Origin of the sequence: Acidovorax sp. WCS2018Noco2-16, from assembly GCF_031843945.1 — a bacterium.
In the GTDB taxonomy this organism is placed as follows: Bacteria; Pseudomonadota; Gammaproteobacteria; order Burkholderiales; family Burkholderiaceae_C; genus Paracidovorax.
This window is the reverse complement of sequence record NZ_JAVTJJ010000012.1, coordinates 1-12,513: the sequence shown is the minus strand read 5'-3', so window position 1 is coordinate 12,513 and position 12,513 is coordinate 1. Positions and strand designations below refer to the sequence as shown.

Genomic DNA, 12,513 nt, shown 5'->3' with positions numbered 1-12,513 from the left:
TGCCCGCCCGGCCGGTGCACATTCAGGCTCTGAGACAATCCGCCCGTGGACTTCTCCAACCTTATCCAAACCGTTCTCATCTACGCGCTGCCGGTGCTGTTCGCCATCACCGTGCACGAAGCGGCGCACGGCTATGCCGCCCGCCACTTCGGCGACAACACCGCGCAGATGTTGGGACGCATCACGCTCAACCCGCTCAAACACATCGACCCGGTCGGCACCATCCTGATGCCGCTGCTGCTGTACTTTGCGACGTCAGGCGCATTCCTTTTCGGCTATGCCAAGCCGGTGCCGGTGAATTTCGGCAACCTGCGCAACCCCAAGCGCGACATGATCTGGGTGGCGCTGGCCGGCCCGGCCACCAACTTCTTCCAGGCCATTCTCTGGGCGGTGGTGCTGGTCGCGCTGGTCGGCTTCGACGTCGATGAGCGCTTCTTTCTGGAAATGGCCCGCGCCGGCATTCTGGTCAACCTGGTGATGTGGGCCTTCAACCTGTTTCCGCTGCCGCCGCTGGATGGCGGCCGCATTCTGGTGGGCCTGCTGCCCTGGCGGCAGGCGCATTTCGTGTCGCGCATCGAGCCTTACGGCTTTTTCATCGTGCTGGCGCTGGTGGTGGCGGGTGTGGTGGGCACGCTGTGGCTGCGCCCGCTGATGTCGCTGGGCTACAGCATCATCAATGTGCTGATCACCCCCTTGACCGCGCTGCTGCGCTGACCGGCTCGGGGCCACCACTGGCCCCACCTTCTTTCTCTTGCCCCTGGATCCCATGAGCACCACGCGTTTTCTGACCGGCATCACCACTACCGGCACGCCCCATCTGGGCAATTTTGTCGGCTCCATCCGCCCTTCGGTCGCAGCCAGCCTGCGCCCGGGGGTGCAAAGCTTTTACTTCCTGGCGGACTACCACGCGCTCATCAAGTGCGAAGACCCGGTGCGCATCCAGCGCTCCACGCTGGAGATCGCAGCCAGCTGGCTGGCGGCGGGGCTGGACCCGAAGCAGGTCGTGTTCTACCGCCAGTCCGACATTCCCGAAATTCCCGAACTGAACTGGCTGCTGTCGTGCGTGACCGGCAAGGGCGTGCTCAACCGCGCACATGCCTACAAGGCGTCGCAGGACAAGAACCTGGCTGCCGGCCGCGAGGCCGACGACGGCGTGACCGCGGGGCTCTTCATGTACCCGGTGCTGATGGGCGCCGACATCCTGATGTTCAAGGCCCACAAGGTGCCGGTGGGGCGCGACCAGGTGCAGCACATCGAGATGGCGCGCGACATGGCGGCCAGCTTCAACCACCTGTATGGCGAGCACTTCGTGCTGCCGGAGGCCGCCATCGACGAGCACGTCGCCACCCTGCCGGGGCTGGACGGGCGCAAGATGAGCAAGAGCTACGACAACACCATTCCGCTCTTCACGCCGCGCGATCAGTTGCGCAAGCTCATCGCCGGCATCCTGACCGATTCCCGCGCACCGGGCGAGGCCAAGGACACCGAAGGCTCGGCACTGTTCCAGATCTACCAGGCGTTCGCTACCGAGGCCGAAACCGCCGCGCTGCGCCAGCAATACGCCGAAGGCATTGCCTGGGGCGATGCCAAGCAGATTCTGTTCGAGCGCATCGACACCGTCGTCGCACCCATGCGCGAGCAGTACCAGGCGCTGATCGCCGACCCGGCGCAGATCGAAGACACGCTGCTGGCCGGCGCCGAACGCGCGCGCGCCCTGGCCACGCCCTTCGTGCGCGAATTGCGCTCCGCTGTCGGCCTGCGCAGCCTGCGCACCCAAGCCGCTGCGCAACCCGCCAAGGCCACCCGTGCCGCAGCGCTGCCCTCGTTCAAGCAATACCGCGAGTCGGACGGGCGCTTCTACTTCAAGCTGCTGTCGGCCGATGGCCGCCTGCTGCTGCAAAGCACCGGCTTCGATGCGCCCAAGGACGCTGGCCAGGCCATCGCCCGACTGCAGAAGGACCCGGACGTGGCAGCCACACTGGCCGCCCTCGCGCCGCACCTGTCCGCAGTGGACGGTGTGCTGCACGACGAGGTGCAGGCCGCGCTGCAGGCACTGCGCGAATCCGCGGACTGACACATGGGTTGCTATTAAAATAATAGCTGTCAGCGCTTTATTTATAAGCGCCAGAGGCCAAAAAGACATGAAATTCCAGGGCAGGGATGCTGCTTTTTGTACCGGACTGTGCGGTCACGCCTCCCTATCACATGGCAAGGTTTGCTGCATGGAAGCGGGCACGCTTGCCACACCCCAAGAAGGTGAACAACCGTCAACCCGCCGATCTCACCCAGAGAGTTTCGTGTGCCGTTCCTATACTTGATTTTCAGTAACTTGTAGGGATTCTCATGCGCATAGTGGCGTTAGATGACGATGCGCTCCAGTTGGAACTGTTTCGCCGGGCTACCGAAGCGATGGGCCATGCGTGCCGCACGCACCTGACGGGCGCGGCCCTGATGAAGGACCTTCGGCGAGAAACCTTCGACCTTCTGATCGTCGACTGGCAGTTGCCGGACACCACCGGCCCGGACGTGGTGCGCTGGGTGCGCGACAACGTCGGCCCGCAATTGCCCATCCTGTTCGTCACCAGCCGCCACGAGGAGCGGGACATCATCGAAGGCATGGGCAGCGGCGCCGATGATTTCATGATCAAGCCGGTGCGTGTGGGCGAGCTGACAGCCCGCGTCAGCGCCCTGCTGCGCCGCGCGTACCCCGCAGTCTCGGGCGCCACGACAGAGTTCGGGCCTTATAGATTTCAGCCAGAGTCACGCACACTGGAAATCGACGGCCGTCCGGTCGAGCTGAAGAACCGCGAATACGACCTTGCGCTTTTTCTTTTCCAGAACATGGGACGCCTGCTGTCGCGCGACCACCTGCGCGAAATCATCTGGGGCCACAGTGCCGACGTGATCTCCCGCTCGCTCGACACCCACATCTCGCGCCTGCGCTCGCAGTTGGACCTGCGGCCTGCCAACGGCTACATCGTGACGGCCGTGTACGGCGTGGGCTACCGGTTCGAGGCGGTGACGGCGCGCACGCAAGAGGCCGGCAGCACTGATGCAGGCGAACCCCATGGCCAAGCGCCCACGCCATGATCAAGAGCAGCGCCATGCGCCACCCGGCATGCCCCCAACCCCGCCGCCACGCGTTGTCGATCGCCCTGTTCGCGCTTGCCTGTGCCGCAGCGGCGCCCTCTGCGGCAATTGCGGACACCACCGCAACATTCGCTGATGCGGGGGACATTCCGCACACCGTGCAGCCAGGCGACACGCTGGAGGCCCTGGCCCTGCACTATTTCGGCGACCGACGCGCCTGGGTGCAACTCAGCGAGCTCAATCGGGTGCAGAACCCCCGTCGCCTGCAACCGGGATCGATGCTGCGCATTCCAGCCCATCTGTTGCCGCAAGAGGTGGCCATGGTGGACTTTGCCCAAGGGGCGATTGCCGCTGTGCAACCGGACGGCACCCAGCGGCCATTCAAGCCGGCTGCCGGCGACAAAGTGCCCGAAGGCTCGCGGCTTCAGGTGGGCGACGATGCGTTCATCAGCCTGCGGCTGGCAGACGGCACCGTCGTTCGCGTACGGGCTGCGTCGGACGTGCAACTGCAACAGTTGCGGCGCCGCGGGCGGGCCGGCAGCGTTCAATCGGTACTGGACGTGCGCGCTGGCGCAGTCGAATCGTCGGTCACGCCGCTGATCCAGCCGGACCGCCGGTTCGAGATTCGCACCCCGATGGCCAGCACCAGCGTGCGCGGTACCCGTTTCAGCGTGGAATTGTCCGCAGCGGGCCAGACCACCCTGTCGGTCGACGAAGGCTCGGTGGCCGTCCAACCCCAGGTCGCCAACGCTGCAGCGACCCCAACCTTGCTGGCACCAGGCCAGGGGCTGGCCGTGGCAGCCGACGGACGGGCGGGCCCTGCGCTCGCGCTGCTGCCTCCGCCCGACACCACCGCCGTGCCCGCTGCGCTGCACGACGCGGACAGCCTGGCCTTGTCCGTTGCGCCACTAGCGGGCGCAGTGGCCTACCAGGTTCAAATCGCACAAGACGCTGACTTCATCCAGGTGGTGCGCAGCCGCAGGTTTGCCACGTCGTCTTTCCGATTGCCCGGCCTGCCCGACGGGAGCTATCACCTGTCGGTACGCGGGGTGGACGAGTCCGGCGTTGCCGGGCGCGCCGCGCTCCGTGCCGTCATCGTGAAGACCCAGCCGGTGCCGCCGCTCTACCAATCACCGGCCCCAGGCGCAACGGTGTCGCGCACGCAAGGCGAGCTGCGTTGCACCGAGGTGAGCGGAGCGCGTTTCTATCGCATCCAGCTCGCAGCCGACGCGCAGTTCACCCAACCACTCATCGACGAGACCCGCCTGCCCGAGTGCCGCACCGCCGTCGCCCAGGTTCCACCAGGCGCGTACTTCTGGCGTGCGGCCAGCGTGCGTGAGCTGCCGGACGGCAGCGCAGACGAAGGCCCGTTCGCGCGGCCTCAGGCCGTCGTCGTCGGCGACAGCCCCCAAGCACTGAACGCGGCCGCGGTGCACACCAGTGACGGTGACGGGGCGCCGGGCGCCCGTTTGTACTGGCCAGCCAAATCAGGCCAGACCTTCCAGTTGCAGGTGGCTGCGACAGAAGATTTCGCCACCCCCCTGGTAGACGCCACATTGGCGCAGCCCACCTGGGCCTCCACCGAGCTGGCACCCGGCGTGTACTTGGTGCGCATTCGCACCATCGATCCCTCAGGCCTGCAGAGCGACTTTTCAACGCCACGCCGGTTCCGCGTCGGTGCGGCCATTCAAAGCGCCTTTGGCCTGCCCATCACCGCAGGCGACGGGCAACCGCTCAGGCGGCCGTGACGCAGCCGACTCCAGACTCGCGGCACCGATGAGCATGCTGACACGGGTCCACCATCGCACCCAGCTGCGGCGCCGGGAGTGGGGCCTGCTGTCCGTGCTGCTGCTGGCGTTGGTGGCATGGCTGAGCGCACCGGGCAGCCTGGACCGTTTGAACTTCTTGATTCAGGACGCGGGCCTGCGGCTGCAGGCCCGCCCTGGGCATCCCGACATCGTGCTGGTAACCATAGACGACCGTAGTGTGGAGGCGGTGGGCCGCTGGCCGTGGCGCCGCGTGCTGCATGCCCAGCTGCTCTCGCAGATATCGGCCCATTCGCCCCGTGCCATCGGCCTCGATGTCCTCTTCCATGAACCCGACGCAGACTACCCGGGCGACGATGCCTTGCTGGCACACGCGATTCGCGCCAGCGGCCGGGTCGTGCTGCCGGTGGTGCGCCGCAGCCAGACCAACGGCGGCGCGACCGACCTGCCGCTGCCGCAGCTCGCGCGCAACGCCAGCCAGCTGGGGCATGTGCACGTGGATGTCGACCCTGATGGGGTGACACGCCGTCTTTTTCTGCAGGAAGGCCCGGATGCGGCATGGCCACACTTCAGTGTCGCCTTGCGTTGCGCAGAGGGTGCGCCGTTGAATTTCTGCCGCGACGGGCGATCGTCCCCGCCACCAGACGCCGCCTGGCAAAAGGCAGAGCCGCGCATCATTGCCTTCGCGGCCGGGGCCACGCCGTTCACCACCTATTCGTATGTGGACGTACTCAAGGGCCATGTGCCCACCGATGCGTTTCGCGACAAGTACGTACTGATCGGTGCCACGGCCACCGGCCTGGGCGACATGTTTGCCGCGCCTGTCGGCCCGCAGGCGCGGCGAGTGCCCGGTGTGGAGTTGCTGGCCCATGTTCTGGGCAGTGAACTGGAGGGCATCCGTATCCGGCCGGCGCCCGCACTATGGAACACCGCCTTCTGCCTTCTGCCCGTGATTGCCGCGCTGCTCGCGGGCTTGCTGCTTGGCCCTTCTGCAGCGCTGATGACCACCGCCGGGCTTTTCATCGCCACCTTGCTGGCCGCCATCGCAAGCCCGGCGCTATGGGGCTGGCAACTGGCACCCGCCGCCGCCCTGGTGGGGTTGCTGCTGGCCTACCCGCTGTGGAGCTGGCGGCGCCTGAGCGCTGCCACGCATTTTCTGCGGCTGGAAATGCAGGCCTTGCACAACGAAGGCCTGCGCCCGTTGCAAACGCATGGTTTTTCAGAGGCCGCTCGCTCCGGCGACTTTCTGGACCGTCGCATCAATGCCGTAGCTCATGCCACGCAGCAGTTGCGGGAGTTGCATCAGTTTGTCAGTGACAGCCTGCATCAGCTGCCGTCGCCCACGTTCGTGTGCAATGGCGAGGGCAAGGTCACTCTGGCCAACGCCGCCGCCCTGCGCTATGCAAAAACGCTGGGCGACCCAGATCCAGTCGGGCACAGCATCGGCACGTTGCTGCACTCGCTGGTGCAGGTGGACACCGGCCAGGCGTTGCTGCCTATCGATCAAACACCTCTGACCCATTTGCCCATTCAACAGGAGGGACGGGACGCCCAGGGTCGCAGCATGCTGGTGCTGTGCAAACCGTTTGCCACGGCGCGCCCCAATGCGAGGCCGGGCTGGCTGATCACCCTGGTGGATATTACCGACCTGAATCTGGCGCTTCAGCAGCGCGACCAGGCCATGCATTTCATCTCGCACGACATTCGCGCACCCAACTCGTCCATCCTGACCTTGCTCGAGATGAAGCGCGAGTATCCCGACCTCCTCTCTCTGCCAGATCTGCTCACGCGGGTGGAGCGCTATGCGCGGGCGTCGCTCGGCATGGCAGAGAGCTTCGTCAGCCTGGCCAGTGCACAGGCACACATCTACCGCTTCGCACCCCTGGACTTGGCAGCCGTACTGGCCGAGACGGTGGACGATGCATGGGCGCCCGCGCAGGAGCATGGCGTGCACGTCGCCCTGTCGCTCGAGTTGGAATGCGCGCCCTGCATGGGCGACCGGGCACTGATCTGCCGTGCGATAGCCAACGTGGTGAACAATGCCATCAAGTTCAGCCCGTCCGGTGCGACGGTGGACTGCGCATTGCGCAGCGAGGGCGGATTTTGGGCAGCATGCGTGCGCGACGCGGGCCCCGGCATTCCCGAATCGATGCGGGGGCGCCTTTTTCAGCCCTTTCAACGGCTGCACGAAGAAAGCCATCCTTCGGTCGGCGGAATCGGGCTGGGACTGGCACTGGCGCGCACGGTGGTGCAGCGCCACGGTGGCCGCATTGAACTCTGGAGCGAAGTGGGTGCGGGTACCGAATTCCGCCTGCTCTTTCCGCAAGGGGAAGCGCCCGCCGAAGAGGAAAAAGCGCGGAAATACTGAGCGGGTACAGTACTCGTCCTCGTCCGGACGCCCTGGTAGCGGCTGCTGGATATCACCGTCTGCACATCTTCTGAGGCCCGTTTCTTCCGATGCGCCTGAGTCCCGCCTTCCGCCAGTTCTTGCGCTCGTGCTTATCGCACGCGCTTCGCTGGTCGTTCACACTGCTTGTTCTTCTCGTGTTCGGCTACGCGGTGTTCGTCGCCATCCGGTTTCACCACATCGATACACGCGCCTATGCATGGATGCGCCAGTTAGCGCACGCCCATGCCGCCGAGCCACCCTCTGGCGGCCGGGTGCTGGGCGCCTATGCCATGCAGCAAGGGCCCATCGAGGTTCAGGGTGTGCGGCGCAATCTGTCCGGGCTGGCGTTCGACGCCGACACGCAAACCTTGATTTCGGTCGTCAACCGCCCCGCACAACTGGTTCGGCTGTCGCTCGATGGCCAAGTGACTTCCACCCACCGATTGCTGAATGCTGCCGACGTCGAGGGGGTCGCCTACCTGGGCCAGGGCCGTGTGGCCTTGCTGGAAGAGGGTCGCCACCGCATCGTGCTCAGCACACTGCCCGCAACGCCGGATGCCGATCTGGATCTGCAGGGCGCCGTGGCGCTGCAGCTGTCCCTGAACAATTCTGCTTCGGCCGAAGGCGTGCTGGCGGGCAATGCGGGTTTTGAGGGCATTGGCTACGACCTGAAAAAAGACCAGCTGTATGTCGCAAAAGAGCACTCGCCCCGCGCGCTGTACCGCATTACCGGCCTGGGCCGGCCGGCGCCTGGCAAGGCCATGAACGTGTCTATCGAAAATCTGAGCGACTGGGTGCTGGACGCAGCGGTGGTAGGCACCGACCTCTCCTCTGTAGAGGTCGACCCGTCTTCTGGCCACCTGCTGCTCTTGAGCGACGAGTCGCAGACGCTCGTCGAGCTCGATGAGCAAGGGCTCCTACTCGGGCGCTTCAACCTGTCTGGCTGGCCCGGTGCGGGCCGGGCCGTGCCCCAGGCAGAGGGTACGGCGATGGCACCCAATGGGGACATCTTCATCGTCAGCGAACCCAACCTGTTCTATCGACTGGCGCCGTCGAAAGTGCGCTGACGCATCTGCGCGTGCCGCAGCCGTTGGCCGCGCATCCGGATGGACAGGCCCTGTGTGCGGCGTCCTACACCGTCGCTGCATATGCGCCCGTAGGTTGTGGCTTTCCCGCCCAGAGAAAGCTAAACCATGCCCCGCAAAAATGCTACCCCACCACCCAGTGCCAGCGACATTGCAGCGCGATCGGCAGCGCGCAATACCGATAGCGGCCCCGCACAGATACCTGCCACCGCTGGCGATGACGTGCACGTGCGCAAGGCGGCAGGCGCCAATGCGTTGGCTGCGTCCATGCCGAACAACACCCTCAAACCCCTTGAACACGGTGTAGGCAATGGCCTTGCCCCCAACGCCGGGCTGACGTCGGCGCCAGACCACCCTGATGCCACCGGAAGCACCTTGTCCGAAAAGGAGGCGACCGCCAAGACGGGCGCGGGCGCCACGCCGGGCCTGAACGCCAACAACGGCGTGCTGGATCGTGCACGCGTCGATTCGACGGGGCAGGTGCTCACGACCAATCAGGGTGTGCCGATATCTGACAACCAGAACTCGCTCAAGCAAGGCGTCCGTGGCCCAGTGCTGCTGGAAGACTTCGTGCTGCGCGAAAAGCTCACGCATTTCGACCACGAGCGCATTCCGGAACGCATCGTGCACGCCCGTGGGTCCGGCGCACATGGTACTTTCGAGTGCTATGAGCCGCTGACCGATCTGACCGTGGCTGCACCCTTTCAGGAAGCCGGAAAGAAGACTCCTGTCTTCGTTCGGTTTTCCACCGTGCAGGGCGAGCGTGGCTCGAAAGACACCGCGCGCGACGTCCGCGGCTTCGCTGTGAAGTTCTACACCGACGCAGGCAACTGGGATCTCGTTGGCAACAACATGCCGGTGTTCTTCATTCAGGATGCAATGAAGTTCCCGGACCTGGTGCATGCAGTCAAGCCTGAGCCGCACAACCAGATCCCTCAAGCTGCTAGCGCGCACGACACCTTCTGGGACTTCGTCTCGCTGATGCCTGAATCCACCCACATGCTCATGTGGGTGATGTCCGATCGGGGCATTCCGCGCAGTTACGCCACAATGCAGGGCTTTGGCGTTCACACTTTCCGGTTTGTGAATGCCGAAGGCACCTCGGTGTTTGTGAAGTTCCACTGGACGCCTTTGGCAGGCACACATTCGCTGGTGTGGGATGAAGCGGTCAAGATTTCTGGCGCAGACCCTGACTTTCACCGCCGCGACCTGTGGGAGCGTATCGAGTCCGGCGCGTTTCCCGAATACGAACTGGCTGTGCAGGTCTTCACCGAAGAGCAGGCAGAGTCTTTTAGCTTCGACATCTTGGATGCAACCAAGATCGTTCCCGAAGAGTTGGTGCCGCTGCGTCCGATCGGCAAAATGACACTGCACCGCAATCCTGACAACTTCTTCGCTGAAACAGAACAGGTCGCGTTCTGCACCGCACACGTGGTGCCAGGAATCGACTTTTCCAACGACCCCTTGCTGGCGGGCCGCATCCACTCTTATGTGGATACACAGATCTCTCGCCTGGGCGGGCCCAACTTCCACGAAATCCCTATCAACACCCCCTTGGCGCCGGTGCACAACAACCAGCGCGATGGCATGCACCGCCAGAACATTCCACGCGGCCGGGTCTCTTACGAGCCCAATTCACTGGCGGGAGGCTGCCCCTTCCAGGCCGGTGCAGTGCAAGGCTTCATGTCCGTACCTGCACGGGCTCAGGCCAAGGAAGAACAGGTCAAGATCCGGGCCAAGCCTGAAAAGTTTGCCGACCACTACACGCAAGCCAAACTGTTCTATGAAAGCCAGGCAGCCCATGAACAGGCCCACATCGCCGCGGCCTTTCGGTTCGAGTTGAGCAAGGTCACGGTGCCGGCCGTTCGCGAACGCACGGTCGCCATGTTGCGCAATGTGTCCGAGTCGCTGGCCACCAGCGTAGCGCATGGCATAGGCATTCGCACACTACCACCTGCCTTACCCAAGGCCATCGACAACCCGGCTGCGCCCGAAATCGATCAGTCGCCGGCTCTCTCGTTGCTGGCACGTCCGGGCGACGGCTCCATCAAGGGACGCAAGGTCGCCATATTGGTTGCAGACGGAGTCGCCGCCACTGCGTTGCTCGACCTGCAAGCGGAGTTGCTGCAACAGGGTGCAGTCGGACGCTTCGTGGCGCCGCACATCGGTCCGGTGGTTTTGGCAGACGGAACAGAAGTCGACGCGGATGCATCTTTGGAAAACTCGCCGGGCTTTCTATTCGACGGGCTTGTACTGCCCGACGGCGAGGCGGGTGTGGCACTGCTGGCTCGCGACGGTCACGCAGCCGAATTCGTGCGCGACCAATTTCGCCATTGCAAACCTATCCTGGTACTGGGCGCTTCACAAACCTTGCTGGTCGACTCGGGCATCCCGATGCTTGCAGAAGACCCGGCATTGATAGTGACCACGGCAGAACACTCCGCGGCAATGCAACGGTTCATCGCGGCCCTCGGTCAGCCCCGCAACTTTGCACGAGAGTCAGATCCACCGGCGGTGTAGAACGGGCTCATGGTCTTACCGTGGCTATTTGAGCGGACTTTGCAGGACGGCATGCAGACGCAGAGCGATGCCAGTAGGTTGTCGATTCGCAGGTGCGCCGCCATGCCATTAATCGTTTGTAGAGGCCCAACCCTCAGGTTGGAGCGAAGCGGGACACGGGAACGCTCCAATTTTTAGGGTAGGGGCATGAGTTCCCTGCGGAGTCCCTACGACTCCATCGTCATGCCCGCGCTCTGAAGAGCTTCTTACTTAAGTCCTGTCGTTTTAAAAGCAAACTGCCTGCGAGCTTGTCCGTTATCTGCCAGCCCTCTGATGTACGCCAGGGCTTGGCAGATAACAGCGGTAATGCTACCGGCATAGAGAAATGCGTATGCACCCAGTAATCGGCGTTCTTTTACAGGTTGTGTTGGCTTTGTGGATAGTTGCCGGATTTGCGGACTGGTGGTCCCACCGCCGCACCCAAATAGAGCGCACAAGCGGCATAGCTGAATCGCTGTGCCACTGGCTTTTGTTAATACAGATGGGCACGGCTATCGTGCTGTGCATTGCGTTTCGTCCCAACCTCCTGCTGCTGACCCTGCTGCTATTTCTTTGGGTAAGCCACCAAACCACCACCTTCTTGGAACTTCGTTGGGTTGCACCAGTGCGCGAGATCACGCCTGCAGAGCAGATGACTCACAGCTTCTTGGAGATTCTTCCGGTGGCAGGAATACTGCTGCTCAGCATTCCTGTCGTAGAACAAACCTTGCTCGGCTACCCCGTCGAGTGGACCATGGAGCACCGCGCAATCGCCGACATTCATTGGCAGACCGGAATATGGCCTTTACTGATCGCCGCATGCTTGGTATTCAATGGTTTGGCATACATGGAAGAAACCTGGCGCTGTCTGCGCTGGCGCCAACGGCGACGCCATAAACCATCGAACTAATAGTTTTTGCAAACTATGATAGTCAGGATTCTTCTGGCGTATCCCGGCGCTTTTCGTTGATTAATTCAGCCCCTTGGCGAGAAGACAAAGGTTCCTCCTTATGACGCTCGCCGCCATAGTCAAAACCCAACGCCCGAGCCGAACCACCCGCAGACACTTGTGCAATTGGTCCTTGCGGATCTTCAGTACGCTTGGCTGCAGCGTCTCGGTTCTCGTAGGTTTCAGGATCGCCACCCCCCCCAAAACGCCGAGGCCCCTCGCCCGTGCCGGGATTTTCTGGATTTGACGTTGTGACCTCGCGCGGGTCAGCGCGCAACCCGTATTGGTTGAAGTGCCCGTCATCAGCTGCACGGTCCGAATGAGGATCTTTTTCTTTTTCCGCGGTCATCACACATCCTTTCGAGAAAGACAAGCCCTATGCCAGCGCCCAAGGACCTATGGCCGACACAAACCCACGTAACTGGATTTCAGTGCATACCGGGGACTGACACCAGCCTCGCAATCCGTGCGGCTCAAGGCTGACGAAGCCGACGCTTTTCGCAGTCCCTTAGGGGCTATCGAGCAAAGCAATTCATAGAGTGGATTTGAAGATGCTAAGGCGCAGCGGAGAAATCAGGGCGTAGGACAAGCCCCTCACCCCCATCCCGCTTTGCATTAGGGCGCATGCTTACGTCCAACGGGCCAGATCTCGCCGTCTTCATCAACGTTGCTCTGCCGCCGGCTCATTTCACACAC

At 63.4% G+C, this 12,513-nt stretch carries 9 protein-coding genes; 8 read left to right on the top strand and 1 reads right to left on the bottom strand.

Annotated elements, in window-relative coordinates:
- Window positions 1-45: 45 nt before the first annotated feature.
- The 8 genes from RQI28_RS17765 (at window position 46) to RQI28_RS17730 (ending at window position 11,778) form a co-directional block, all read left to right on the top strand.
- The gene (locus RQI28_RS17765; RefSeq protein ID WP_311223821.1) at window positions 46-714 is read left to right on the top strand and encodes a site-2 protease family protein; all 669 of its coding nucleotides are present in this window, start codon (window positions 46-48) and stop codon (window positions 712-714) included.
- Window positions 715-766: 52 nt separating this feature from the next.
- A complete protein-coding gene (locus RQI28_RS17760; protein WP_311223822.1) occupies window positions 767-2,074 on the top strand; it encodes a tryptophan--tRNA ligase in 1,308 nt (435 codons plus the stop codon).
- 269 nt (window positions 2,075-2,343) lie between these two features.
- Entirely contained in the window at window positions 2,344-3,090 is a 747-nt protein-coding gene (locus RQI28_RS17755) for a response regulator transcription factor (protein ID WP_311223823.1), read from the top strand.
- A complete protein-coding gene (locus tag RQI28_RS17750) occupies window positions 3,087-4,838 on the top strand; it encodes a FecR domain-containing protein (RefSeq protein WP_311223824.1) in 1,752 nt (583 codons plus the stop codon). Before RQI28_RS17755 ends, RQI28_RS17750 begins: the two co-directional genes overlap by 4 nt.
- Window positions 4,839-4,866: 28 nt before the next feature.
- The gene (locus RQI28_RS17745) at window positions 4,867-7,224 is read left to right on the top strand and encodes a CHASE2 domain-containing protein (RefSeq protein WP_311223825.1); all 2,358 of its coding nucleotides are present in this window, start codon (window positions 4,867-4,869) and stop codon (window positions 7,222-7,224) included.
- Window positions 7,225-7,313: 89 nt separating this feature from the next.
- Window positions 7,314-8,312: an SdiA-regulated domain-containing protein gene (locus tag RQI28_RS17740; RefSeq protein ID WP_311223826.1), complete on the top strand. Its 999-nt coding sequence runs from the start codon at window positions 7,314-7,316 to the stop codon at window positions 8,310-8,312.
- Between the two features lie 126 nt (window positions 8,313-8,438).
- Window positions 8,439-10,850, top strand: coding sequence for a catalase (locus RQI28_RS17735; RefSeq protein WP_311223827.1), 2,412 nt, complete (start codon window positions 8,439-8,441; stop codon window positions 10,848-10,850).
- Between the two features lie 370 nt (window positions 10,851-11,220).
- Window positions 11,221-11,778, top strand: coding sequence for a hypothetical protein (locus tag RQI28_RS17730; RefSeq protein WP_311223828.1), 558 nt, complete (start codon window positions 11,221-11,223; stop codon window positions 11,776-11,778).
- A 22-nt stretch (window positions 11,779-11,800) separates the two neighbouring features.
- Here RQI28_RS17730 and RQI28_RS17725 read toward each other — a convergent pair whose 3' ends face one another.
- Entirely contained in the window at window positions 11,801-12,166 is a 366-nt protein-coding gene (locus RQI28_RS17725; RefSeq protein WP_311223829.1) for a hypothetical protein, read from the bottom strand.
- Between the last annotated feature and the right edge of the window lie 347 nt (window positions 12,167-12,513).